At 73.2% G+C, this 25,213-nt stretch carries 22 protein-coding genes; 10 read left to right on the plus strand and 12 right to left on the minus strand.

Annotated features, from left to right (window positions below):
- Positions 1 to 58: 58 nt before the first annotated feature.
- Positions 59 to 328, minus strand: coding sequence for a hypothetical protein (locus OG247_RS10405; protein WP_030720225.1), 270 nt, complete (start codon positions 326 to 328; stop codon positions 59 to 61).
- Between the two features lie 299 nt (positions 329 to 627).
- Here OG247_RS10405 and OG247_RS10410 point away from each other — a divergent pair, with 299 nt between their 5' ends.
- Positions 628 to 2,301, plus strand: a complete 1,674-nt coding sequence (locus OG247_RS10410; RefSeq protein WP_327251969.1) for a serine/threonine-protein kinase — start codon at positions 628 to 630, stop codon at positions 2,299 to 2,301.
- A gap of 4 nt (positions 2,302 to 2,305) precedes the next feature.
- Here the strand turns inward: OG247_RS10410 and OG247_RS10415 are convergent, their stop codons facing one another.
- Positions 2,306 to 3,106 carry an SGNH/GDSL hydrolase family protein gene (locus OG247_RS10415; protein WP_327257411.1) on the minus strand — a complete coding sequence of 267 codons (801 nt, stop codon included), beginning with the start codon at positions 3,104 to 3,106 and terminating at the stop codon, positions 2,306 to 2,308.
- 218 nt (positions 3,107 to 3,324) lie between these two features.
- On the opposite strand from OG247_RS10415, the gene OG247_RS10420 reads away from it, so the two are divergent.
- Both OG247_RS10420 and OG247_RS10425 read left to right on the plus strand, forming a co-directional pair.
- Positions 3,325 to 4,425: a DUF5925 domain-containing protein gene (locus tag OG247_RS10420; RefSeq protein ID WP_327251970.1), complete on the plus strand. Its 1,101-nt coding sequence runs from the start codon at positions 3,325 to 3,327 to the stop codon at positions 4,423 to 4,425.
- 124 nt (positions 4,426 to 4,549) lie between these two features.
- The gene (locus tag OG247_RS10425) at positions 4,550 to 5,092 is read left to right on the plus strand and encodes an FABP family protein (RefSeq protein WP_327251971.1); all 543 of its coding nucleotides are present in this window, start codon (positions 4,550 to 4,552) and stop codon (positions 5,090 to 5,092) included.
- A 69-nt stretch (positions 5,093 to 5,161) separates the two neighbouring features.
- Here OG247_RS10425 and OG247_RS10430 read toward each other — a convergent pair whose 3' ends face one another.
- A complete protein-coding gene (locus OG247_RS10430) occupies positions 5,162 to 5,554 on the minus strand; it encodes a GntR family transcriptional regulator (RefSeq protein WP_327251972.1) in 393 nt (130 codons plus the stop codon).
- Positions 5,555 to 5,626: 72 nt separating this feature from the next.
- Here OG247_RS10430 and OG247_RS10435 point away from each other — a divergent pair, with 72 nt between their 5' ends.
- From OG247_RS10435 to OG247_RS10445, 3 genes are all read left to right on the plus strand, one after another.
- Positions 5,627 to 6,574, plus strand: coding sequence for a GNAT family N-acetyltransferase (locus OG247_RS10435; RefSeq protein ID WP_327251973.1), 948 nt, complete (start codon positions 5,627 to 5,629; stop codon positions 6,572 to 6,574).
- Positions 6,575 to 6,603: 29 nt separating this feature from the next.
- Positions 6,604 to 7,086, plus strand: coding sequence for a DUF402 domain-containing protein (locus OG247_RS10440; protein ID WP_327251974.1), 483 nt, complete (start codon positions 6,604 to 6,606; stop codon positions 7,084 to 7,086).
- Positions 7,087 to 7,349: 263 nt separating this feature from the next.
- Positions 7,350 to 8,384, plus strand: a complete 1,035-nt coding sequence (locus OG247_RS10445) for a lytic polysaccharide monooxygenase (RefSeq protein ID WP_327251975.1) — start codon at positions 7,350 to 7,352, stop codon at positions 8,382 to 8,384.
- A gap of 65 nt (positions 8,385 to 8,449) precedes the next feature.
- Here the strand turns inward: OG247_RS10445 and OG247_RS10450 are convergent, their stop codons facing one another.
- On the minus strand, positions 8,450 to 9,310 hold the full coding sequence (locus tag OG247_RS10450; protein WP_327251976.1) for an esterase/lipase family protein: 861 nt from the start codon (positions 9,308 to 9,310) through the stop codon (positions 8,450 to 8,452).
- A gap of 232 nt (positions 9,311 to 9,542) precedes the next feature.
- Between OG247_RS10450 and OG247_RS10455 the strand changes: the two genes are divergently transcribed.
- From OG247_RS10455 to OG247_RS10465, 3 genes are all read left to right on the plus strand, one after another.
- A complete protein-coding gene (locus OG247_RS10455) occupies positions 9,543 to 10,646 on the plus strand; it encodes a DUF3533 domain-containing protein (protein WP_327251977.1) in 1,104 nt (367 codons plus the stop codon).
- On the plus strand, positions 10,643 to 11,308 hold the full coding sequence (locus tag OG247_RS10460) for an acetate uptake transporter (protein WP_250740280.1): 666 nt from the start codon (positions 10,643 to 10,645) through the stop codon (positions 11,306 to 11,308). Before OG247_RS10455 ends, OG247_RS10460 begins: the two co-directional genes overlap by 4 nt.
- A 67-nt stretch (positions 11,309 to 11,375) precedes the next feature.
- Entirely contained in the window at positions 11,376 to 12,560 is a 1,185-nt protein-coding gene (locus OG247_RS10465) for an AAA family ATPase (RefSeq protein ID WP_327251978.1), read from the plus strand.
- A 19-nt stretch (positions 12,561 to 12,579) separates the two neighbouring features.
- On the opposite strand, the gene OG247_RS10470 is transcribed toward OG247_RS10465, so the two are convergent.
- The 7 genes from OG247_RS10470 to OG247_RS10495 form a co-directional block, all read right to left on the minus strand.
- Positions 12,580 to 13,809, minus strand: a complete 1,230-nt coding sequence (locus OG247_RS10470; protein WP_327251979.1) for a vWA domain-containing protein — start codon at positions 13,807 to 13,809, stop codon at positions 12,580 to 12,582.
- Positions 13,806 to 15,056 carry an AAA family ATPase gene (locus OG247_RS10475; protein WP_327251980.1) on the minus strand — a complete coding sequence of 417 codons (1,251 nt, stop codon included), beginning with the start codon at positions 15,054 to 15,056 and terminating at the stop codon, positions 13,806 to 13,808. The genes OG247_RS10470 and OG247_RS10475 overlap by 4 nt, the downstream gene beginning before the upstream one ends.
- A gap of 58 nt (positions 15,057 to 15,114) precedes the next feature.
- Complete coding sequence (locus tag OG247_RS10480) at positions 15,115 to 16,578, minus strand: hypothetical protein (protein WP_327251981.1); 1,464 nt, start codon at positions 16,576 to 16,578, stop codon at positions 15,115 to 15,117.
- Positions 16,579 to 16,704: 126 nt separating this feature from the next.
- Positions 16,705 to 17,967 carry a vanadium-dependent haloperoxidase gene (locus tag OG247_RS10485; RefSeq protein ID WP_327251982.1) on the minus strand — a complete coding sequence of 421 codons (1,263 nt, stop codon included), beginning with the start codon at positions 17,965 to 17,967 and terminating at the stop codon, positions 16,705 to 16,707.
- Positions 17,968 to 18,028: 61 nt separating this feature from the next.
- Entirely contained in the window at positions 18,029 to 18,106 is a 78-nt protein-coding gene (locus OG247_RS44800) for a putative leader peptide (protein WP_442813596.1), read from the minus strand.
- 214 nt (positions 18,107 to 18,320) lie between these two features.
- On the minus strand, positions 18,321 to 19,973 hold the full coding sequence (locus OG247_RS10490; protein ID WP_327251983.1) for an amidohydrolase: 1,653 nt from the start codon (positions 19,971 to 19,973) through the stop codon (positions 18,321 to 18,323).
- 209 nt (positions 19,974 to 20,182) lie between these two features.
- Positions 20,183 to 21,580: a purine-cytosine permease family protein gene (locus OG247_RS10495; protein ID WP_327251984.1), complete on the minus strand. Its 1,398-nt coding sequence runs from the start codon at positions 21,578 to 21,580 to the stop codon at positions 20,183 to 20,185.
- Between the two features lie 218 nt (positions 21,581 to 21,798).
- On the opposite strand from OG247_RS10495, the gene OG247_RS10500 reads away from it, so the two are divergent.
- Entirely contained in the window at positions 21,799 to 22,356 is a 558-nt protein-coding gene (locus OG247_RS10500; protein ID WP_327257413.1) for a TetR/AcrR family transcriptional regulator, read from the plus strand.
- Positions 22,357 to 22,466: 110 nt separating this feature from the next.
- Here the strand turns inward: OG247_RS10500 and adhE are convergent, their stop codons facing one another.
- Complete coding sequence (gene adhE / locus OG247_RS10505) at positions 22,467 to 25,103, minus strand: bifunctional acetaldehyde-CoA/alcohol dehydrogenase (protein WP_327251985.1); 2,637 nt, start codon at positions 25,101 to 25,103, stop codon at positions 22,467 to 22,469.
- Between the last annotated feature and the right edge of the window lie 110 nt (positions 25,104 to 25,213).

The raw sequence follows: 25,213 nt of genomic DNA on the forward strand, positions 1-25,213 counted from the left end.
CAGGGTCGATCAGGCCGGGGACGAAGCGGCGGCGCTGCGGGGACGGAAGCGGGAACGCCTACGAACGGCGGCTGCCGAAGAGGGTGCGCCGCAGCCTCCGCAGCGGCGCGAAGAGCGATACGCGCGCGCTCCGGCTCCGCAGCCGGTGCGTGTGGTCGCGCGAGGTGAGCTCACGCATGAGCAGCGTCGCCTCGGCGGTCTCGCGGTGCGGGACGGCGGGACCGCCCAGCACGGCGAGGTGGCGGTCGAGGCGCGAACTGGTCGCACCGCTCCCGCAAGTGATGGCAGGCACGCGAGGCGGCCTGCTGCGCATTGCTATCTGTTCCATGTCTCTCCCCACCCGTACGAGGGCACCCGGCCCACCGGGCAGGGTAACCCTATCGTCCCCACGTCGTGCACGGGTATCCCGGTGGTGTGAATTGCCCGTGTGGCGAGCGGGAGTTGACGATTACTCAGCGGAGTCGATCGTCACTCTCCGCGAAATCCGGCGGGGTGTGCGGGACATGGAACCACGTCGGCGCCGACTGCGTGACTCCTGTCGCGACCGGAGCCACGGCGCGCGCTCTGCGCTAACTTGGAGTGATCGTCCGGTAACGCTCTTGGGGGCGCGCGTGAATGAGGCTTTCGGTGACTGAGTCCGCGTCGAACGGGGACGGCGCCGGCGATCGCGTCATCGCCGGACGCTACCGCCTGCTGGGCCCGCTCGGCCGCGGCGGGATGGGCATGGTGTGGCGGGCCCGGGACGAGGTCCTGGGGCGCGAGGTCGCCATCAAGGAAGTGCGCGCACCGGCCGGTATGGACGAGGCCGAGGTGACCCGGATGTACCGGCGGCTGGAGCGGGAGGCCTGGGCCGCGGCCCGCGTCTCGCACCGGGGCGTGGTCACCGTCTACGACGTGGCCACCGAGGACGGCCGGCCCTGGATCGTGATGGAGATCGTACGGGGACTCTCGCTCGCGGAGGTTCTGGAGGGCGACGGCCCGCTCACCCCGCAGCGGACCGCCCACATCGGCGAACAGGTGCTGGCCGCACTGCGCTCCGCGCACGAGGCGGGGGTGCTGCACCGGGACGTCAAACCGGGCAACGTGCTGATCGCCAACGACGGCCGGGTGGTGCTCGGCGACTTCGGGATCGCCAGCCTGGAGGGCTCCAGCGCCATCACCATGACCGGCGAGGTGGTCGGCTCCCCCGAATTCCTGCCGCCCGAGCGGGCGTTGGGACAGGAACCGGGCCCCGCGTCGGACCTGTGGGCACTCGGGGTGACCCTGTACCTGGCCGTGGAGGGGGTGTCGCCCTTCCACCGGGAGTCCCCGGTGGCCACGCTGCGGGCGGTGGTGGAGGAAGACTTCCCGCCGCCGCTGCGGGCCGGGCCGCTGGCGCCCGTCCTGGAAGGACTGCTGGTCAAGGATCCCGGGGAGCGGCTGTCCGCGGCGGAGGCGGCCCGGATGCTGCGCATCGTCGGCGCCGGCGGGACCACCGTACGGGCCTCCGGCGGGCCGGTGTCAGGTCCGGCGCCGGTTCCGGTGGCGGGGGCGGACGGCCCGACCTCCGTGATGCGGCACCGGTACGGCCACCCCACCCCTCCGCTGCCGGCTCCCGCACCGGGGACCGGGTCGGCGCCGGCGTATCCCCCGGAGCCCGAGCGGAACGGGGCCGGGGCGGTGCTGGCCGGCGGGATCGTGGTGATGCTCGCGGTGGTGGTGCTGCTGGGATGGCTGCTGCTGAGGGACCGCGACACGGGCGGGGACGGCGGAGACGGGGCGACGACCGCCCCGACCGTCACGCAGAGCGCTTCGCCTTCTCCGACCCCCACGCCGAGCGCGTCCCCTTCGCCCTCGCCGTCCCCCTCCCCCTCCCCTTCGGCCACGCCGCCGCCGGGCATCACCGTGTCCGCCGTCCAGGCCCTCCGGGACACCTACCGGGGCGTGTGCCCGGCGCCCGCCGCCGAGGCCCCCGCCTTCACCGCCACCGTGGCGGTGGACCGGACGCCGGCGGTGGTGGAGTACCGGTGGGCGACGCGCAGCGGGGAGACTTCCGGCCCCGGCTGGCGGACCCTCGCGTATCCGGCGGGCGGACCGGGGAGCGTACGGCTGGATCACACGGAGTTGACGCACCACCCGAACACGACCCTCGAGGACGCGGTGCGGCTGGAGGTCCGGGCGCCGTCGGAGGTGGCTTCGGCCTGGCTGGAGTTCTCGGTGACGTGCGAGGAGGAGACCCCGACGGGCGGGGCCTCCTCCCCGGGTACGTCCGGACCGCCCGCTTCCCCGTCACCGAACCCGGGTCCGACGGCCAGTCCGTGACGCGTCAGGCGGCGCTGGTGAAGACGGGCAGGTAGCCGCCGGACTGTCCGGCGGCGGTCGGGTGGTAGGACTCCCCGATGTTCAGCCAGTTGAGGCTGTGCAGCCACTCGCTGCCGGAGCAGATCTCGTGCCCGGTGAAGGCGCCGGCGACCGAGGCGAAGGCGAAGCCGTGGTTGGCGGCGCGTTTGGCGATGGCGGCGTTGAGGTAGTCGGAGGCGCCGTTGATGGCCGCGCGCTCGCCCTCCGACAGCCCGGCCACGCAGTTGCCGTTCAGCTTGTAGAAGCGGGGATAGCCGAGGACGACCACGCGGGCGCCCGGGGACCGGCTGTGGATGGCGTTGTAGACCGTGTCGAGCTGGCCGGGGAGGGTGGAGTCGACGTAGGCCTTGGCCTGGTTGACGCGGCTCACGCAGGTGGCTTCGGACTGGAGGACACAGGTGGTCATGACGTCGGAGAATCCGGCGTCGTTGCCGCCGATGGTGATGCTCACGAGGTCGGTGCCCGCGTTCAGCGGTGCGAGCTGGCCGCTCATCACATCACCCGTACGAGCACCCGAGCAGGCGGCGAAGGAGAAGGTCTGGGGGGAGTGTGCGGCGGCCCAGAGGGCCGGGTAGGCGCGGGTGGTTCGCTTGCAGTTCCCGCTGGCGCTGTCGTAGTTGCCGGCGCCGACGCCGGAGGAGTACGAGTCGCCGAGGGCGACGTAGCCGAAGTCGGCGGCGGCGGTCGCCTGGCCGGCTCCGAACAGGGCCGCGCCCGCGGCGAGTAACAGGGCAGAGGCCAAGGCGGCGAAACGAGGCATTCTCATGCTCATGTGTGCGGCTCCTCGTGGGGGGTTACTCCGGAGTTACTCCTGAGTCCGTGGTACAAGGAGCCGGGGTCCGCTGGAAGTGTCCATGCCAAGAATGTTCGGGGCAGACATGCGGCGCGAATCTTCACCCGCACGGCGTTTGAAGAGGGAATCCCGCCACCCGTTCCGGCGAAACACGGGTGCATGAGGCCAGTTCGTGCCGGATCATGGGCGCCATGCCAGCCAACCCTCAAGACGCACTGCCGATCCGGCTCAACGTCGACGACAGCGACTCCCCGTCGGACGTCGTCGACGCGCTGTTCCTCGGCCGCTTCGCGTCCGGCGAGCAGCCCCACTCACACAGCGTGTCGATCGACCGCGTCAAGCCGGGAGCCACCCTGCTGCCGTCCGGAGCAACGGTGTTGCGCTCCGCCCGTGACAGCGACCGCAGCGCGACGCTCGCCGAGGGCGAGGGCTGGACCATGCTCGTCTCCCGCTGGAGCCGGGGCGCGGACGTGACGGTGACGGCCGTCAGCGAGGAACTCGCCGCCGGGGTGCTCGGCGAGGCCACGGAGGGCGTGCAGGACGAGCCCGAACCGCAGCCGGACAACGTCGCGATGGGGTTCTGGTACGTCTCCCCGCGCCGCGGCCCCTACCGCACGACCCGGCAGATCGCGGCCGGCACCTGGGAAGAGGTGCGGCCCAACTACACGGCTCCGGTGGCCGGGGCGATGGACCGGCTGATGAAGGTCACCCCGGACGACATCGCCGGCCGGCTGCTCCTGCTGCACGGTCCTCCGGGCACCGGGAAGACCTCCGCCCTGCGCACGCTCGCCCGGTCCTGGCGGGACTGGTGCCAGGTGGACTGCGTACTGGACCCGGAGCGGCTGTTCAACGACATCGGCTACCTGATGGACATCGCGATCGGCGAGGACGAGGGCACCGCGAAGAGCCGCTGGCGGCTGCTGCTGCTCGAGGACTGCGACGAGTTGATCCGCGGCGAGGCCCGGCACACCGCCGGGCAGGCGCTGTCACGGCTGCTGAACCTCACCGACGGCCTCCTCGGCCAGGGCCGCAACGTCCTGGTGGGCGTCACGACCAACGAGGACCTGGAGCGGCTCCACCCGGCGGTGGTCCGGCCGGGGCGCTGCCTCGCCCGCATCGAGATCGGCCGGCTGACGCACCGCGAGGCGGTGGACTGGCTCGGCACCGACGAGGGCATCTCCCGCGAGGGCGCGACGCTCGCGGAGCTCTACGCCCTGCGCCGCGGCGCCTCGGGCCCCGCCGCCCTGCTTCCGCCGCAGGGCCACGACACGGAGGCGGGCATGTACCTGTAGGTGCGGCGGGTCCGGGTGCGGCGGGTCCGGGTGCGGCGTGCACGGCGAGGACAATGAGGGCGCGGCCGAAGGCCCCCACCGGCCGCGCGCACCCTCGGGGGAACCACGAACAGGAGAACCCACCGTGCTCGAACCGGCGCAGGTCAACCCCTTCCCCGACAGCCACGTCCTCGGCGAGGGCCCCGAGCCGCACCCGCAGCTCCAGCCGGTGCTCGGCCTCATCGGACGCTGGCACGGCCGGGGCAGCGGCGAGTACCCGACGCTGGAGCACGGGTTCCGGTACGAGCAGGAGATCACCTTCAGCCACGACGGCCGGCCCTTCCTCTGCTACGAGTCCCGCGCCTGGCTGATCGACGACTCCGGCACGGCCCTGCGCCCCGCGGGGCGGGAGACCGGGTGGTGGCGCATCCTCCCGGACGCCTCGGTCGAGGTCACGCTCGCCCACCCGACGGGCATCGTCGAGACGTACGTCGGCCGGGTCTCCGGTACGGAGATCGAGATGGCCACCGACACCGTGGGGCTGACCCCGCGGGCCAAGGAGGTCACCGGCATGAAGCGCCGGTACGCGCTCCAGGAGGGCGGGCTGACGATCGTGCAGGAGATGGCGGCCGTGGGCCAGCCCATGCAGCACCACCTCCAGGCCCGCCTGTTCCCGCGCAAGGACTGACCGGCGGGGCGCCGCCACACAGGGGCGCCGCCGCGCAGGGCCGCCGCCGCGCGGGGAGCCGTCCGGCCGTCAGTCCGCGTACCGCGCGCGCAGCGCGTCCAGCGCCGCCGCCGTCGCCTCGTCGAAGGTCAGGCCCAGCCGCCGCGCCCGCTCCGCGTAGGCCTGCGCGGCGGCGGCCGCCTCCCGGGCGGGACCGTCACCGGACGCCGCCACGAAGCTGCCGGCCCGGCCGCGCGTCTCGATCACGCCGTCCGACTCCAGCGTCCGGTACGCCTTCGCGACCGTGTTCGCCGCCAGCCCCAGTTCTTCCGCCAGCCCGCGGACCGTCGGCAGTTTGAACCCGGCGGGCAGCCGGCCCGCCCGCGCCCCGGCGGCGATCTGGGCGCGCAACTGCTCGTACGGGGCGGCGGCGCCCGCCGCGCCGTCGATGCGGATCTTCAGGTGCGGGGAAGTCGAGGTCACGCGGCCGATTGTCCCCCATCCGCCGGGAAATTCGCAGGCGCCCGACCCCCGGCCGCCCATACCGTCGCAGACGTGATCACAACCATCAGGGATCTGCGCCCGAACGACCCGACCGACGCCGAGTCCGTCGTGCGGGTGCGCCGCGCCGCCCTCCCCTTCATGATCAGCACCGCCCTCGGGGTGGCCTTCGAAGTGGCCTCCGCCCACCCCGACAAGCGCTACCGCCTCCTCGTCGCCGAGAACGCCGAGGGCCTCGTCGTGGGCACCGCCCAGGTCGGCATCGTCTACGACAGCCCCGAACCGGGCCAGGGGTTCGTCAACGCCTACGTCGACCCCGCTCACCGCGGGCTCGGCTCCGGGGCCGCCCTGCTGGGCGCGGCCGAGGAGCATCTGGGAGCCGAGCGCGCGCAGGACGCGTACGCCTGGGTCCTCGACGAGCCGCCGCACCGCGCCTTCGCCGAGCGGCACGGCTACCGCGCCTCCCGCTCCGCGCACTTCCTGCGCCTGGACCTCGCCACGGCCGCGCTGCCCGCCCTTCCCGGGAACCTGCCGGCGGGGACCGAACTGCGCGCCGGCTCGGATTTCGCCGCCGACCCGCGGCCGCTCTTCGAGGCCGACGCGGCGGCGAGCTCCGACGAACCGGGCGACGTGTCGCAGGACTTCGACGACTACGAGGACTGGCTGCGGCACACCTGGAACCACCCCTACCTCGATCTGGACCTCACCACCGTGGTCCTGGTCGACGGCAAGGTGGCCGCCTTCACCGCGGCCCACACGGACGGAGGCACCCGCTACTCCTCCGCGATGACCGGCACCCTGCGCCCGTACCGCGGGCTGGGACTGGCCCGGACCGCCAAGACCGACTCGCTGCTGCGGGCCCGCACGGCGGGCTACACGGAGGCGTTCACCGGCAACGACACCGGCAACGCCCCGATGCTCGCGATCAACAGCCGGTTCGGGTACGAGATCTGCGCGACCGAGACCCGCTTCGCCAAGCACCTTCCCACATCGGACAATTGAACGAAACCGAGAGATCTGGAGACACTCCGATGACCGCGCAGCTGACCGTCACCCTCACCAAGGCGGGCCGTACGAAGATCCGTTACCCGGCCGAGCTGGTGGCCGACACGGGCACCCGGATCACCGTACGGGCCCCCTGGGCGGCCCCCGGGGTACGGGACTTCGGCTTCGTCCGCTTCGAGCCGGGCGACGTGTTCACCGAGCACTTCTGGCGCGACCGCTGGTACGCGGTCAAGGAGGTGCGGACGGGCGAGGGCGTCCTCAAGGGCTGGTACTGCGACGTCACCCGCCCGGCGTCGGTGCGGGACGGTGTGATCCTGATCGAAGACCTGGACCTCGACCTGTGGGTGTCGGCCGACGGGAGCTCGGTACTGCGGCTCGACGAGGACGAGTTCGCCGAGAGCGGGCTCTGCGACACCGACCCCGAAGCGGCCGCCGAGGCGGTACGGGCCCTCGACGCCCTGGACGCCCAGGCCCGTTCGGCCGCGGGCCTGGGCGCCCTGCTGTCCTGACCGGGGAGCGGCCCGGCGGCGGCCGCGGCACTGCCGGGCACGCTATCTGTAGGCCCCGCTTAGTGGCTCCTTAACTGCGCCCTAAGGATCGGCTCCAGGGGCCCGAACCCGGTGGAACGCGGGGTTCGGGCGGTTAGTTTGGCTGGGCCAGGGAGGGCCGGAGGCGGCGCCGCGAACCCGTGAGGGGCGGCGCCGCCCAGCCTCGGCCTTCCGGCGCACCCACCACTCGCGCAGCCCTGTGCCGTGCCCAGAGGAGATCCGCCATGCCCGCACGCCGTACCGCCGCCCGCATCGCCGCCGCCGGCCTCGCCCCGCTCGCGGTGGCCGCGTACGCCGCCGTTCCGGCGGCCGCCCACGGTTCGATGACGGACCCGGTGAGCCGGGTGGCGGCGTGCTACGCGGAGGGGCCGGAGTCCCCCAAGTCGGCGGCCTGCAAGGCGGCGGTGGCGGCGAGCGGGGCGCAGGCGTTCTACGACTGGAACGCGGTGAACATCGCCAACGCCGCCGGTCAGAGCAAGGCGCTGATCCCGGACGGGCAGCTGTGCTCGGCCGGCAATGACAAGTACAGGGGGCTGGACCTGGCGCGCGCCGACTGGCCGGCGAGCCCGATGGCCGCGGGCGCGCACACCTTCCGCTACAAGGGGACCGCCCCGCACAAGGGCTCCTTCGAGCTGTACGTGACGAAGGACGGCTACGACCCGTCGAAGCCGCTGAAGTGGTCCGACCTGGAGGCGGCGCCCTTCGCGAAGGTCACGGACCCGGGCATGCAGAGCGGCGACTACGTCTTCTCCGGCACCGTCCCGAAGAAGACCGGCCGGCACCTGATCTACAGCGTCTGGCAGCGCTCGGACAGCCCGGAGGCCTTCTACACCTGCTCGGACGTGGTCTTCGGCAAGGACAACGGCGGGGGCGGCACCGGTGGCACGGGTGGCGGCGGGGGCCGGCCCACTGCCAAGCCGACCTCGAAGCCGAGCACGAAGCCGACTTCCGTGCCCTCGGGGCGGCCGTCCAAGCTCCCCTCGGAGATCCCCTCGGCCCCCACCGACGAGCAGATCTCCCAGGGCGCCTCGAAGTCCACGGTGGAGCACAGCGGCCACGGGGACAACGACCCGAAGACGAACGGCGGCGGCTCCCCGTCCCCGATCCCCTCGCAGAGCGGGACCGATCTCGCGGAGACGGGCGGCAGCGGCGCCACGCCGGTGATCGCGATCGGCGGGGCCGGCGTCCTGGCCGTGGGTGCGGCCGTGCTGTTCGGGCTGGCGCGGCGCCGTGCGACCCCGGGCCGCCACGGCCGCTGACCGGGGACCGGTGGCGGGTGACCGGTGACGGACGGGCGGCCCGCACCGCGGGCCGCCCGCCGCCGTCAGGAGAAGACCGACGCGCAGGTGGTCCGGTCGGCGTGCGCCGGGTCGAGGGCGTTGACCGCCTCGTGCCAGGCGATCCGGTCGGTGAGCCCGATGGCCACGTGCTCCGAGAGGTCCACCGCGCACAGGTCCTGGAGCAGCACGTTGCGGACGTTCGGCCCGGTGAGGAACTGGCTCCGGTACGGGGTGACCACCTCGTCGTAGCGGGTGGCGATCACCGTGTACGCGACTCCGGGGACGGTGTCCCCGCCCGCGTTCAGCTTGTTCTGGAAGGGCGATCCGGCGATCTGGTCGGCGAGGCCCGGGGTGGCCTCGCTGATCAGGTCTCCGGCCCCGGGGAAGTACGGGAGGAGCTTGGTGAGGCCGAGCAGGGTCGTCCCGTGGTTGTCGGGGGCGAGCCCGACCAGGGCGTTGACCTTGGCGGCGCCGCCGAGGAACTTCAGGTAGTAGCGCGGCATCATGCCGCCCTGGGAGTGGCCGACGATGTCCGTCTCGGCCGCTCCCGTGGAGGCGAGCACCTTGTCGACGAAGACGTCGAGTTGCCCGGCGGACGCCTCGATGGGCCCGAGCCCGTTGAAGAAGGGGACGCCGGGCAGCTGCCCGTAGTCGAGGGAGTAGACGCAGTAGCCCCGGTGGACGAGGTACGGGGCGAAGCCGAGCCAGTTGTCGACGGAGTTCCCGAAGGTTCCGTGGACCAGGACGACGGGCCGGGGGTGGGCGGCGGACGGTTTGCAGGACCAGTTGTTCCAACCGCTGCTCGGCGCCGAGGCGGCCTGGGCCGCTCCGGTGGGGGCGACGAGTGCGGCGGCGGTCAGGGTGAGGACGGCCAGCGGGCGGAGCAGGCGTCTCCAGGGCAGCATCGTGTGATCTCCTTGCGGCTCAAGGGGAGTAACGAGGGATGGCGCGGGAAGTACGTGGGGGTGCATCCCGTGATCCGGATCACAAGGGGGTGCTGCAGCCGCTAAATTACGGGCGAGTAGCAAAACTGGGAAGTTACGCGGCGGTAAAAAATCCGCGGTCCGCTCCGACGGCCGTCATCCGTTCGGCCCTCCCCTGCTGCGCCCGGCGCCCGGTACGCCGAGCGTGTGAGACATGACCCAGTCCACCCACACAGACCCAGGGCAGTCCGGCGGCTTCCTCGCCGAGATCAAGGACGCCGTCACCACCCGGGCCGCTCTCCTGGTCCTGGGCGTACTGGCGCTCCAGCTCGCCTTCATCACCTCGTACATCGGGGCCTTCCATCACCCCAAGCCCAGCGAGATCCCCATCGCGGTGGCCGCGCCGGCCGCGCCGATCGCCGAGCAGACGGCGAAACAGCTCTCCGCGCTGCCGGGCAAGCCGCTCGACCCCCGTGCCGTACAGGACGAGGCGACGGCGCTCCGGCAGATCCAGAACCGGGACGTGGACGGCGCGCTGATCATCGACCCGGCCGGCACGACCGACAAGCTGCTGGTCGCGAGCGGCGCCGGGGCCTCCCTGTCGCAGGCCCTGGAGGAGGTCGTCGGCCTCGTCGAGAAGACCCGGGGCCGGACCGTGAGCGTCGTGGACGTGGCACCCGCGGCCGCCGGCGACGGGCGCGGCCTGAGCTCGTTCTACCTGGTCGTGGGCTGGTGCGTGGGCGGCTACCTGTGTGCCGCGATCCTCGCGATCAGCGCGGGTGCCCGGCCCGCGAACGTGCACCGCGCCATCATCCGGCTCGGCGCGCTCTTCGTGTACGCCGTCGCGGCCGGACTTCTCGGCGCGGTCATCGCGGACCCGATCCTGGGTGCGCTGCCCGGCAGCATCTGGGGTCTGTGGGGACTCGGCGCCCTCGTGGTCTTCGCGGTCGGAGCGATCACCCTGGCCTTCCAGGGCCTCGCGGGCGTGGTCGGCATCGGCCTGGCGATCCTGCTGGTGGTGGTGCTCGGCAACCCGAGCGCGGGCGGCGCCTACCCGTACCCGCTGCTGCCGCCGTTCTGGAAGGCCATCGGCCCGTGGCTGCCGCCGGGCGCCGGCACGTACGCCGGGCGCTCGATCGCGTACTTCAAGGGCAATGACATCACCGGGCCACTGCTGGTCCTGAGCGGCTGGGCGGTGCTCGGCTCGGCGATCACGCTGGCCTGTGCGGCGGGCCGCAGGGGCAAGGCGGGCGCGGCGGTGGGCAGCGGGCTCCCCGAGGGTCCGGACGCCCTGCCGGAGCGGGAAGCCGTGCGATGAACAACCCGATCCACGTCCGCAACCGCATGGGACCGGCCGAACAGGCCGTCTCCGTCAAGCGGATGGAGCCCAGCGCGCAGGCGCAGCTGGGCCCCCTCGGCCTCACCGGATTCATCGTCGTCACCACCATCGCCACCGGGATCGACGCGGGCATCTTCCCCGAGAAGCTCAGCCACTCCGTGCTGCCGCTGGTCGGCTTCTTCATCGGCGGGCTCGCCCAGCTGCTGGCCGGGCTCTTCCAGGCGCAGCGCGGCGACACCTGGCACGCCACCGTCTTCGGCGGCTTCGGGCTGTTCTGGATGTCCAAGGCCCTCCTGCTCCAGTGGGTGCTGCCGGCCACCGATCCGGCGCTGCGCGGGGACGTGAGCGGGCTGTTCACGCTGCCGTGGGTGTTCGTGGTGTTCGTGCTGTGGATCGGCAGCTGGCGGATCCACCTGGTGCTGCTGTCCACCTTCACGTGCGTGCTGGTGGTCTTCGTGGCCATGACGATCAGCGGGTTCACCGGCTCCGTGGTCTGGAACCGGATCACCGGCTGGAGCGGCCTGCTGGCCGCGCTCGGAGCCACGTACCTGCTCGCCGGGCAGATCATGGCGAGCACCTGGGGCCGCCAAGTGCTGCCGATGGGCCGCTTCCTCGCCCCCGAGGAGCACCCGGAGGCATGACCGCCCCACGGCACGGACGCGACACGGCACGGCCGGCGCCTGCGCACGACCGGCTCACGAGCACGACGTGATCACGACCCTCGCGGTGGAGAACTACCGCTCCCTGCGCCGGCTCGTCGTCCCCCTCGGCCGGCTCACCGTGGTGACGGGCGCCAACGGCACGGGCAAGTCCAGCCTGTACCGGTCCCTGCGGCTGCTGGCCGACTCCGCGCGGGGCGGTGCGATCGCGGCGCTGGCACGGGAGGGCGGACTGCCCTCCACCCTGTGGGCCGGCCCTGAGAAGACCGGGCGGGCCGTGCGCGAGGGCCGGTACGCGGTCGAGCCGACCGTCCGCTCCGAACCGGTGAGCCTGCGGCTCGGCTTCGCCGGAGACGAGTTCGGCTACGCGGTGGACTTCGGCCACCCCGCGCCGGTCCGCGGCTCGCTCTTCGGACTGGACCCCGAGATCAAACGGGAGTGCACCTGGGCCGGGCCGGTCCTGCGCCCCGCCGCCCTGCTCTCGGACCGTGCGGGGCCCGCCGTGCGCACCCGGACCGCGGACGGCGGCTGGCACCGCACCCAGGGCGCCCTGCGCCCGTACGACTCCGTGCTCAGCGAACTCGCGGACCCGCAACTGGCTCCCGACCTGCTGGCCCTGCGCGAACGGATCCGCTCCTGGCGGTTCTACGACCACGTCCGCACGGACGCCGACGCCCCGGCCCGCACCCCGCGCGTGGGGACCCGTACGCCGGTACTCGCCGCGGACGGCTCCGACCTGCCGGCCGCGCTCCAGACGATCCGGGAGACCGGCGACCACGCGGCGCTGGACGCGGCCGTCGAGGCGGCCTTCCCGGGCAGCCGGGTGGCGGTCTCGGAACGGGACGGCCGCTTCGAGCTGGAGCTGCACCAGCACGGGCTGCTGCGCCCGCTGGGCGCGGCGGAACTCTCCGACGGGACGCTGCGCTACCTGCTGTGGACGGCCGCCCTGCTGACCCCGCGCCCGCCCGCCCTGATGGTGCTCAACGAGCCGGAGACCAGCCTCCACCCCGACCTGCTGGGCCCCCTCGCGGACCTGATCCTCACGGTGGCCCGGGACACCCAGACGGTGGTGGTCACGCACGCCGCCCCGCTGGCGGAAGCCCTGGCCGCGGGCGTCCGCCGGCACCGCGTGGACCTGCGGACCATCACCCTGGTCAAGGACTTCGGCCAGACCGAGGTGGCCGGGCGCGAGGGCCCGCTGGACGAACCCCTCTGGTACTGGCCGAAGCGGTAGCCGCCGGTACGCCGCCCGGCTAGCCGATCTCCACGACGCGCGCCCAGGCGGGCGGCGCGTCGGGGACGTAGTCACCGTCCTCGTCCCACGAACGCCTGCGGCCCGTCCGGGGGAACAGCCCCACCACCGTCCGGCACGGCGGCCGCGTGCCCGGCCAGGGCGTCTGCCCGTCGGTCAGGACCACGATCACGTCCGGCCGGGGCGCCGAGCGCAGCGCCGTGGCGAAGCCCGTGCGCAGATCCGTACCCCCGCCGCCCAGCAGCGGGATCCCCTCGGCGCGGCACAGCGGATGGGCGATCCGGGCCGAGGCGTCGCACGGCACCACGGTGACCAGGTCGCGGCGGCCGCCCACGGCGCGGGAGATGGCAGTGACTTCCAGGAGCGCGCTGCCCAGTTCGGCGTCGCTGACGGACCCGGAGGTGTCGATGACCACGCTGACCCGGGGCGGCCGGCGCCGCAGGCTCGGCAGCACGGCGCCCGGCACCCCGGCCGAACGCCGCGACGGCCGGCTGTAGGTGTAGTCGTCGCCCGCACCTGATCCGGAGGTGGCGGAGCGGACGGCCGCTCCCAGCAACTCCCGCCAGGGCTGCGGCGGGTGGTACACCTCCTGCGCCCAGCGCTTCCAGCCGCTCGGGGTGTTCCCCGGCCGGCCGGTGATGCCCTGCGCCACCCGGAACCGGACCGCGTCCCGTTCCTGCTCGCTCAGGCCGTGCGCGCCGTCCGGTCCGAGGTCCCACTCCCGTTCCAGCCCGTCGGCGCCGCTGCCGCAGTCCAGCCAGGCCATGTGCTGCGTGCGGGGCCCGAGTCCGAACTGCGTCAGGTACTCCTCCATGAGCTCCCCCTCCCGCAGCCCCACGGCCTTCGGCTGGACAGCGCCCTCGGGCCGGACCAGCCCGTCGCCGTACGCGTCGTCGTTGATCTCGAAGTCGGCCGCGATGTTCATCCGCAGCCGCTCCCCCGGGCCGGTCAGCCCGTGCTCCCGCGCGGCCCGGTCCCCGCGTCCGTGGTGGTCGCGCAGCAGGTGGGACACCTCGTGCACCCAGACCGCGGCCAGTTCCTCCACGGGAGTGCGGTCCACGAAGCCGGGCGAGACGTAGCAGCGCCAGTGGCGGTCGACGGCCATCGTCGGGACCCGGCGCGATTCCACGACGTGCAGGGCGAACAGCGCCGTGGCCAGGTACGGCCGCACGCGTACGGCGTGCAGCCGGGCGGAGTAGAGCTTGTCCAGGTCCAGCGTCACGGCCGTCATCGGCCCGCCGTGACGGGCACGCCCGACCGGGCGGCCGCCCGGTCGGCACGCCGGGACAGGGCCACGGCCCCGGCGAGCCGGTCGATCGCGGCCGGGACCTCCCAGCCCTCGCGGCGCAGCGCGGCGAGCGTGCTCGCGGGAACGACCACCAGGTCCGGGGCACCGGTCTCCAGCGCCCGGGCCAGGAGCGCCCACGCCGCGTCCCAGCGGGACTTCTCCGGGCGCCCCCGCACCGCCTCGACCACACCGTCGAGCACGGCTTGGCGCAGGTCCCCGCGCTCGGGCAGGACGGCGGCCGCCGGGTCGGCGAGCAGCGCCTCGGGGTCCGGGAGGTCCATCCGGTCCAGGCTCGCGAGCAGCTCCAGCCCGGGACCGTCGCCCACGGTTCCCCGGACCAGCAGGGAGAGCACGTCCCGGGAGGAGCCGGCCGCGGTCGCGAAGGCGATCAGGCAGAGGGTCATCTCCCAGCTCCGGGGGGAGGGCCAGGGACCGCCGCGGCGGGTTTCGCCCGAAGGCAGCCGGTGGACGAGCTTGGGCCGGGCGGCGAGCAGCCCGCACACCGCACGGCGGGCGAAGTCCACGGCTTCCGGGAGCCGTTCGGGGTCCAGCCGGGGCAGGGTGGCGCGGGGCCAAGTCCCGCCGAGGCCGCGTACCACCACGTCGTGGTCGTGCGTCCACTGGAGGTGGACGAAGCGGTTGGCCAGGGGCGGGCTCAGCTCCCAGCCGTCGGCCGCGGAGGACCGCGGATTGGCCGCGGCCACGATCCGGACCTCGGGCGGCAGCCGCAGCGCGCCGATCCGCCGCTCCAGCACGAGGCGGAGCAGGGCCGCCTGTACGGCCGGTGGTGCGGTGGACAGTTCGTCGAGGAACAGCAGCCCCCGGCCGGCCCGTACCAGGCGCACGGCCCAGTCCGGCGGGGCCATCGGCACTCCCTGCTCCGCGGGGTCGTCTCCGACGATGGGCAGGCCGGAGAAGTCGGACGGCTCGTGCACGCTGGCGATGACGGTGGTCAGCGGGAGGTCCAGCGACGCGGCGAGCTGGGTCAGGGCCGCGGTCTTGCCGATGCCCGGCTCACCCCACAGGAGGACGGGCAGGTCGGCGGCCACGGCCAGGGTCAGGGCCTCGAGCTGGATGTCGGGGCGCGGTTCGGTCGTCGTATCGCGCAGCAGGGCCAGCAGCCCTGCGGCGACGTCGAGTTGGGCGGGGGCGGACGGGGCGGACGGGGCGGACGGGGCATGAGAAAGCATGTGGAATCACCTTTGGGTGTGCGGTGGGAAGGGGAAGGGGACCGAGCAGGAGCCCGGGTCAGCGGTGGGTCGCGTGCCGCGGGTGCGAGCGCTCGGTGCGCGGGGCGCGGGCAGAGCGGTAGCCGGCAGGGGCGCGGCCGGCGGCCGGTCCGGCCAGGCCCGACCGGAACAGTCCGTAGGTGACCCGCCTGAGCGCGGCCGCCTCCAGTTCGTCCCGCAGCGGACCGTCGCGCAGCAGCGCTCCGGGGCCGAGCAGTCCCTCCACGACGGCCAGGGCTCCGGCGGTGTCGCCGTGGTCGAGGCGTTCGCGGACGCCGGAGAGGGAGTCCGGACGGCGGTGCGCCTCGTCGATGGCCCGCAGGCAGGGCAGCGGCGTACCGGTCAGCGCGACCAGCAGCTCCTCGCGGCGGATCTCGGCCGGGTCGTGGTCCAGCGGGACCAGCACCCCGTCGACCAGACCGATCCGGTGCCGGGCACCGCGGCAGTCCACCAGTCGCGGCGCCCCCGCCCGGTCCTCGGCTTCGGCCCCGGCTCCGGCTCCGGCAAGCCGCGACGGCGCCCAGTCCGGTACGAGGGCCCGCCCGACCAGCGGGTGCAGCCGGCCGGCGTCGATCGCCCCGCTACGGAGCAGGTCCAGGTCGGGCAGGACCCAGGTCGCCGCGTCGGGCAGCACCGGCGGGGCGGGGGCGCCCGGCTCCGTGGGCGCGGCTGCGGAGATCCGCCCGCCCGTGCCGCCGTCGCCGTCTTCGCGCAGGTGCACGTACAGCCGGTGCCGGGCCCCGAGCCGCACGGCGACCGTACCGCCGGAGCGTCCCCGGGCGCGGAGCACGATCTCCGCCTCGGCCGCCCACCGGCCGACGGCGCAGCGGGGCACCGGAGGAGGCGGCCCCGGCAGGCCGGGATCCACCACGGGGCCCGTGTCGCCGGGCTGCCGGTCGGCCCCGGACCTGGAGCGGAGCTCGTCGCTCCGGCGGGCGTCCCACAGGTGGCGGTGCAGGTCGAGGCGGAAGCGCGGATGGGGGTGCGGATGGGGGTGCGGACCGGCCCCCGGAGGGCGGCGGGCGGCATCCTCGGAGCGGGCTCCGTCCCAGAGGGCGAGGCTGATCCGCTGCCCGTACTCCGCCCAGGCCGGCGGGGTACGGGCCACGAGGTACAGCGGGCGCGCACCGCCGGGCCCCGCGTTCCCGTACCTGGCCAGCGCGATGGTCAGCCCGGGGCGCAGCAGTCCGTCGGGGGCGATCCTGGGCAGGTGCCAGCGCAGCAGGTCCGGAGCCAGGTGGCGCAGGTCGGCCCGGATCCGGGCCGCGAGTTCGCGGCCGTGGGTGCGTGCCAGGGCGCGCAGGTCGAAGTCCACGTCGACGGCAGCGGCGGCGCACGCCCCCGCCCAGTCTCCGGCGCGGCGGCGGGCGGTCGCGGTCTCGATCATGGAGGGCGGCACGGCGAACTCGCGCACGCGCAGCCAGAAGGAAGGGAAGGGAGGGAAGGAAGGGCGGGAAGCCCCGTTCGCGATCTGAGTGAGCATCAGCACTCACCTTGCGCGGACGGGACCCCCGATCTGTGTGTACGGGAAGTCGTCATCGCGGCGACACTAACGTCCCTCTGCCCGGCCCGCCAGGCATTTCCCGTCGGCTCAGCCGGGCGGGGCGCGTCAGCCCAGCGGCGCGAGCAGTGCGCCGGAGCGGTGCAGGGCGTGGCGGCCGACCGCCTTGCCGAGGGTCACTCCCGCCTCGTCCGCGGAGCGGGTGTGGATGCCGGAGAAGATCCGCGCGTCGACGTTCTCCCGGGTCAGCTGCTCCCAGCCGGTGTAGGTCCGCCGGACGCCGGGGGCGGTCGGGCTGGTGAGGGCGAAGGGGGCGGTACGGGGTCCCGCGAGGGCGTCCAGGATCACTTCGGCGGCGCCGGAGTAGGTGGTGTGGCCGCTGGGGTGGTCCGGGTGGGCCGGGGTCTGGTGGAGCGGGGTCCAGGTCCGGTCGGGGGCGATGGCCCCTGTGCGGATCGCGGTGACCGGGCGCCAGCGCGTGTACGCGTACTTGCTGTCGGAGGTGGCGATCTGCGTGTCGACCAGGGCCGCGTGGAACAGGCCCACCAGCGCGGCCCGTTCGGCGGCCGAACCGTGCGAGCGGGTCACGGCGACGCGCAGCGGCTCGGTGTAGAGGGTCAGCGAGGAGCCGTACCAGAAGGTGGCGGTCTCGGTCTGGCGGGCGGTGCGGACGGTGGAGTCGGCCGCGCCGTACGCGCGCACCTCGGCCAGGTCGGCCCGGTAGCGGCGGGAGTCCAGCGCGGGTGGCGGGCCGATCCGGTACTGGTCCGGGGAGTCCAGCAGGAAGGGCCTGGCCACGCGGTTGCCGTACTGCGCGGCGGGGGCGTAGCCGTCGGGGGTGGGCTGCCAGACGCCGGGGGCGGTGGCGGGGACGGTGAAGGGCGCGTTCACGGAGGCGGGGTCGAGGCCGTCGCCGAGGCGGTCCGCGAGCGCGAGCTCGGCCTGCCGGGCTCCGGCGGCGACGCCCCGGTCCTCGGCGCGGCCGTCGGGGATCCGGCGCAGGGGTTCGGCGAGCGCGGCGTCCAGTACGGCCGTGCGGCTCGGGGCGAGGTCCACCAGGGCGTCGTGCACGGCGGAGGCGACGGCCGCGTCCTGGAAGGCCGCCCGGTCGCGGCCGCCGGGGGCCTCACGGCCGGCGCGGGCGGCGCGGGCGGCCGCGAGCCAGCTGATGGCCCAGGTACGGCTGTTGGTGACCTGGGTGGCCGCGCCGGCGGTGGCGACGGTCTGCGCGGTGATGTCGTACCACTCTCGGACGACGGCCCCGCCGTCGGCGGGCGCGGGTGCGGCCTGGGCCGCGGACGGGAGGGCGACCGTGGCGGACAGCACCAGGGCGGACCCGAGGGAGAGCAGGGCAGAGCGGGACGGCTTCACGGACACTCCTGACAGGCGGAAGGACTCCGGGGCGGATGGATCGGGCGGCCCGAGGGACCGCTCACCGACACAGCGCACCGGCGACGCGCATGAAGTCGATCGCGCGCCGCTTGGTCAGCCCGAAAGCTCTCGCAGCCATGCCCCGAAGCTAGCCCCCCCCCCCCCCCCCCCCCCACCACCCCGCACAACACCCGTTGCCCATAAGGCCAGTTCAGCCACAGACCCTTCGTCCGCCGGCCATGATCGCGTTACATGGGGCGCTCCGGGCGGCCGGACCACCGGGACGGCATCGCATCCGCCCGGTCCCCCAGACCCCCGCACCCCCGGACCCCCGGGCCGAAAGTTCCGCCGACCTACCCGGCCCGGTGGACCACCTCGCCCGCCACCACCACCGTTTCGGCCACCGTCCCGGGGATCTGTTCCGGGGCCACCGCGAGGATGTCCCGGGACAGGATCACGAAGTCGGCCGCCTTGCCGACCGTGAGGGAACCGCGGTCCTGCTCGAGGAAGTTGGCGTACGCGGAGCCCATCGTGTAGCCGTACACCGCCGTCCGGGCGTCCACCGTCTCCTGCTCCTGCCACGGTTCGCCGCCGTCCAGCGGGCGCCGGGTCAGCGCCGTGTAGATGCCGATCATCGGGTCCATCTCGGCGACGTTCCAGTCGCTGGAGAAGGCCAGGACCGCTCCCGCCTCGGCGAGGCTCCGCATCGGCCACGCCTTGTGCCAGCGGTCCTCCCCCACGTTCTCCGCCCAGTCCTGGCCGGGACCGGCGATCTCCGGTGCGCAGTGCCGGGGCTGCATGCAGGCCACCACGCCCAGTTCCCGGAAGCGGGGTACGTCCTCGGGGTCCAGGCATTCCACGTGGACCACCTGGTGGCGGGCATCGCGCGGGCCGTTCACCGCCCTGGCGTGCTCGACGGCGTCGAGGACGGTGCGGATGCCCCGGTCGCCCGTGGCGTGGACGAAGCACTGGAAACCGCGCGCGTCCAGCCGGGCGAGCAGCCCGGCGAACTCCTCCGCCGGGTAGAAGGTCTCGCCCCGGTGCGATCCGCAGCCGGTGTACGGCTCCAGCAGCGCGGCCGTGCGCGGCTCCACCACGTCGTCGATGTAGAGCTTGAGGGGGCCCACCCGGAAGCGGTCCCCCGCGTGCACCTTGGCCGCCGCCTCGAAGAGGTCGAGGTCCTCCTCGGTCGTGCCGCGCGGGTGGAACAGCGCGGCGACGATCCGCGAGCGCAGCCGGCCCTCGGCGCGCGCCCGGTCGTACAGTTCCAGGTCGTCGAGGGAGTTCTGCGGCTCCACGACGGTGGTGATCCCGAAGCCGATCGCGTCGTCGAGGCTCTTGGCGAGGCGCCCGTACTGGCGGTCCGGGGAGGCCCACGGCACGCCGAGGTCGCGCAGGGCGCGGTGGCCGTCGCGGGACAGCCCCTTGATGGCGAAGTCCTTGACGAAGCCGGTGGGCTCGCCGGTCTCCGGGTCCACGGCGGCCGTGCCGAAGGGCAGGTCGGTACGGTCCTTCGCGACGCCGAGCCTGCGCATCGCCGCCGTGTTCAGCCAGGCCGTGTGGACGTCGTACGAGAGCACGATCGCGGGGGTGTCCCCGGTGACGGGGTCCAGGTCGGCGGCGGTGGGCATGCGCCCGCCGGGGATCGCGGAGTAGTCGAAGGCCTCGGCCTCGATCCACTCGGCGTCGGGGTTGGCCTCCCGCCACGCGCCGATCCGGTCGAGGATGGCCTCCAGCGTCCGGACCCCGGCGAGCTGCACGCACGCGTCGTCGGAGCCGAGCCGGACGTGGTTGTGGGCGTCGATGAATCCCGGCAGCACGAGCCGGCCGCCCGCGTCGATCCGCTCGGTGTCCGGGCCCGCCCAGTCGGCGGCCTCCGCGTCCGGGCCCACCCAGACGATCCGCCCGTCGCGCACGGCGAGGGCTTCGGCCTCGGGCAGCTCGGGGTCGACGGTGTGGATGCGGGCCCCGGTGAGGAGCAGATCGGCGGGGGCGGAGTGCGACATGGGGTGGTGCTCCTGTGCAGAGGGGGTACGGGGAGACGGTCGGCCGGGAGGCGGGGCCTCGGGCGGCCGGAGGGGCCGGGAAGGACCGGCGGGGCGGCGGGGCGGAGGGACGGAGGGACGGAGGCGCCGGGAAGGAGCGGAGGGGCCGGGAGGGCCCCGGAGGGGCCGGGAGGGCCCGAGGCAGCCCCCAGGAGGCCCCCAGGAGGCCCTCAGGCCGCCGGGACGTAGGCGGGCGTCCGCCGGGCGAGGGCCCAGTACGTGAGCCCGGAGACCACCGAGCCGAGCAGGGTGAGGTCGGCGCCCCCGAGCGGAGCGACGAGCGGCCCGGTCCAGAGCTCGGAGTCGCAGGTCAGGGCGGCGAAGGCCATACCGGCGAGCAGGGCGGTCATACCAGCCGGGTGGTAGCCGGAGCGGTACCAGTAGGCGCCCCCGCTCCCGGCGTGCAGCGCGTCGGAGTCGTAGCGGCAGCGGCGCAGCAGCATGTCGGCGAGGAAGACGCCGCCCCAGGGGGCGAACACGATGATCAGGAGGGAGAGGAAGGACAGCAGCGAGGTGGTGAAGTCGGTGAGGAAGAGCGCGGCGAGCGATCCGGCGCCGGTCACGGCGGCGCTGATCACGATGGCGCGGGCCCGGCTCCACGGAATGCCGAGGACCTGGAGGTTCAGGCTGGAGGAGTAGAGCGTGATGATCGAGTTGGTGACGGAGCCGCCCAGGACCAGGGCCAGGAACAGCGGCTGGAACCAGCCGGGCAGCAGACTCTCGGCTCCGGCGACGGCGTCGGTCATGTCGGTCTGGGTGGCGGCGGCCACGCCGGCGATCCCGAGGGCGACGGAGGACACGAACCCGCCGAGCGCGCCCATCCAGGTGATCGACTTCAGCGAGGTGGTGCGGGGCAGGTAGCGGGTGTAGTCGGCGGGCATCGGCAGGTACGAGAACGGCCCGGCGAGCATCACGACGAAGGCCAGGCTCCAGCCGGACAGGCCCGGGGCCAGGGCGTCGGCGGGGGCGGTGGTCTCGGCGCCGGGCAGGACGAAGACCAGCAGCGCGCCGAAGCCGACGGCCAGGACGTAGGCCATCCAGCGCTCGGCGAACTGCACGGTGGCGTGGCCCCACATGGCGACGGCGAAGGTGAGCGCGAGGGTGATGCCGAGCGCGACGGCCCGGATCAAGGTGCCTTCGCCCAGCCCGACCTCGGCGAAGAAGACCTCCAGGGCCAGGGTGCCGACGACGGTGTTGACGATGGTGTAGCCGATGCTCACCACCCAGTTCAGGACGCCCGCCGGCCAGTTGCCCCGTACGCCGAAGGCGGCCCGGGAGATGACCAGGGTGGCGGTGCCGGTGCGGATGCCGCTGAGGCCGGCGGCGCTGATCGCGAAGAAGGACAGCCCGCTGATCACGACCACGGCGGTGGCCTGCCAGAAGCTGAGGCCGAAGGCGACGGCGAGGGCTCCGTTGATCACGTAGGTGAAGGTCAGGTTCGAACCGAACCAGAGCCAGAAGAGGTCCTTGGCCCCGCCGTGGCGCTCGGCGTCGGGGATCGGGTCGATGCCGTGCGTCTCGACTCTGAAGACCTCGTCGACGGCGGCCGTCGTCTCCTGGTGTGCCATGCGTCTGCCCCTGACCTTCGGCGGTGAACCGCGAAACCGACCTCGAACCCGACCTTGAACGGCGTTCTAAGTTCTTGAATGGCATTCAAGATGCGCTGCCGACAGGGACCCCGTCAAGACCCTGTCCGGGATAGGGTCGGCCCACGAAGATCGGGAAGGCGGCACGGGTGGCAGCGGGAGCGGCACGGCGGCGCGACGGGCAGATCGCCCAGGAGCGGATGCTCGAAGAGGCCATGACGGCGATCGCCGAGGACGGGCTGGCGACGCTCACCATGTCCGCGCTCGCCGAACGGCTCGGCACCAGCGGCGGCCACATCCTGTACTACTTCGGCAGCAAGGACCGCCTGCTGCTGGCCGCCCTGCGCTGGAGCGAGCACCAACTGACCGCAGAGCGCGCCGAATTGCTGGAACGCCGGGTCACCGCCCACCGCAAGCTCGCGCTCTTCCTCGAGCTCTACCTGCCCCGCGGCCCCCGCGATCCGCGCTGGACGCTCTGGATCGAGCTGTGGGCCCGCATCCCCTCGAACGAGCCGCTGCGAGCCGCCCAGCAGGAGATCGACGACGCCTGGCAGCAGGACCTCGAGGCGCTCCTCACCAAGGGGGTGGAGCAGGGCCGCTTCGCCGCCGGCCTGGACGTGCCCGCCCGCGCCTCGGAGCTGCTCGCCCTGCTGGACGGGCTGAGCACCCGGGTGGTGCTGGGCGAGCGCGGCGCGGACCGGACCACCTCCCTGGAGCGGGCCCGCTCGGCCGCGGCCCTGCTGATCCCGCACACCTGAGGCCACCGGCGCCCCCGACCGCGCCCGGACATGTGGAAAGCCCGCCCGGGCCTTAGCGTCCCGGGCGGGCTTTTCCGCTCCTTAGCGGAGGTTCTCAGGAAGAAGAAGGGTTACTTCTTCTTGGCTGCGGCCTTCTTGGCCGGGGCGCCCTCGGCGTTGCCGTAGTACGCCTGGCGCATGAGCTGCTTCAGGTCGTCGATCATCGGCATCCGCGGGTTGGCGGGGGCGCACTGGTCGGCGTAGGCGTTCATGGCCTGGGTCGGCAGGGCCTCGATGAAGGCCTGCTCGTCCACGCCCTCCTCGGCGAAGGAGGAGGTGATCCCGCACTTGCTGCGGAGCTCCTCGACGGCCTTGGCGTAGGACTCGACGCCCTCGGCGGCCGTGGCGGCCGGCAGGCCCAGCATCTTCGCGATCTCCTGGAAGCGCTCCGGCGCCCGGTAGACCTCGGCCTTGGGCCACGGGGTGGCCTTGTGGGTGACCGTGCCGTTGTGGCGGATCACGTGGGGCAGGAGCAGCGCGTTGGTGCGGCCGTGGGCGACGTGGAAGGTGTTGCCCAGGGTGTGCGCCATGGCGTGGACCATGCCCAGGAAGGCGTTGGCGAAGGCCATGCCCGCCACGGTGGAGGCGTTGTGCATCTTCTCGCGGGCCTCGGGGTCGTTCGGCCCGTCGACGACGCAGCGCTGCAGGTTTTCGAAGATGAGCTTGATGGCCTGGAGGCACAGGCCGTCGGTGTAGTCGTTCGAGTACGCGGAGACGTAGGCCTCGGTGGCGTGCGTGAGGGCGTCGAAACCGGAGTCGGCGGTCACCTTGGGCGGGAGGCCCATCGGCAGCATCGGGTCGACGATGGCGACGTTCGGGGTCAGCGCGTAGTCGGCGAGCGGGTACTTCTGGGCCGCGGCCGGGTCGGAGATGACGGCGAACGGGGTGACCTCGGAGCCGGTGCCCGAGGTGGTCGGGATGGCGACCATCTTGGCCTTCTCGCCCAGCGAGGGGAACGTGTAGGCGCGCTTGCGGACGTCGAAGAACTTCTCCTTCGTGTCGGCGAACTCCACCTCCGGGCGCTCGTACATCAGCCACATGATCTTCGCGGCGTCCATCGGCGAGCCGCCGCCGAGGCCGATGATCGTGTCGGGCTTGAAGTCGCGCATCATCGCGGCGCCGGCCTGGACGGTGGAGAGCTCCGGGTTGGGCTCGACGTTGTCGATGATCTGGATCGACACGGCGCCCTCGCGGGCCTGCAGGATGTCGACGACCTTCTGCACGAAGCCGATGGAGACCATCGTCTTGTCGGTGACGATCGAGACGCGGCTGATGCCGTCCATCTCACCGAGGTAGCGGATGGAGTTGCGCTCGAAGTAGATCTTCGGCGGGACCTTGAACCACTGCATGTTGGTGTTGCGCCGTCCGATCCGCTTGACGTTGATCAGGTTGACCGCGGTGACGTTGTTCGACACCGAGTTGTGTCCGTAAGAGCCGCAGCCCAGGGTGAGCGAGGGCAGGAAGGCGTTGTAGACGTCGCCGATGCCGCCGAAGGTGGAGGGCGAGTTGGCGATGACGCGGATCGCCTTGACCTTCTTGCCGAACTCCTCGACGAGCTCCTCGTCCTCGGCGTGGATCGCGGCGCTGTGGCCCAGTCCGTGGAACTCGACCATCGCGGCGGCCAGTTCGAGGCCGTGCTCGGTGTCGGAAGCCTTCAGGGCGGCCAGGATCGGGGACAGCTTCTCGCGGGTCAGCGGCTCGTTCTCGCCGACCTCGTTGCACTCCGCGAGGAGGATGGAGGCCTCGGCGGGGACGGTGAAGCCGGCCTGCTCGGCGATCCACTGCGGGGACTTGCCGACGACCGCCGGGTTCAGCTTGGCGCCGTTGGCGTCGGCCGCGTAGGCGGTGGTGCCGAAGACGAACTGCTCCAGCTTCGTCTTCTCGGCGGCGGAGACCACGTGGGCGCCGAGCCGCTTGAACTCGGTGAGGCCCGCTTCGTAGATCTCGGTGTCGAGGATGACGGCCTGCTCGGAGGCGCAGATCATGCCGTTGTCGAAGGCCTTGGAGAGCACGATGTCGTGGATCGCGCGGCCGAGCTTGGCGCTCTTGTGGACGTACGCCGGGACGTTGCCCGCGCCGACGCCCAGGGCCGGCTTGCCGCACGAGTAGGCGGCCTTGACCATGGCGTTTCCGCCGGTCGCGAGGATGGTGGAGACGCCCGGGTGGTTCATGAGGGCGCCGGTGGCCTCCATGGAGGGAGCGGTGACCCACTGGACGCAGTTCTCCGGGGCGCCGGCGGCGACGGCGGCGTCGCGGACGATGCGGGCGGCCTCGGCCGAGCAGTTCTGCGCGGAGGGGTGGAAGGCGAAGATGATCGGGTTGCGGGTCTTCAGGGCGATCAGGGCCTTGAAGATCGTGGTGGAGGTCGGGTTGGTGACCGGGGTCATCGCGCAGACGACGCCGACCGGCTCGGCGATCTCCGTGATGCCGTTCAGCTCGTCGCGGCGGATGACGCCGGCGGTCTTGAGCCCGCGCATCGAGTTCACGACGTGCTCGCAGGCGAAGAGGTTCTTGACGGCCTTGTCCTCGAAGAGGCCCCGGCCCGTCTCCTCGACGGCCAGCTGGGCGAGCTCGCCGTGCTGGCTCAGCGCGGCCAGCGAGGCCTTCTTCACGATGTGGTCGACCTGCTCCTGGTTGAACGACGAGAACTGGTCGAGCGCCGTGAGCGCCCCCTGGACCAGTCCATCCACCATCTCGTTCGCCTGCATGGCAGGAACTCCTTCATTTCGACTCAACCTGAACCGCTTTCCTGATGACTCAATTCGACACCCAAAAGCGGAAGCCGCGATGCCGAAAAAGCCCTTATCCACCGGGCCGA

It is taken from the genome of Streptomyces sp. NBC_01244 (genome assembly GCF_035987325.1).
Classification (GTDB): Bacteria; Actinomycetota; Actinomycetes; order Streptomycetales; family Streptomycetaceae; genus Streptomyces.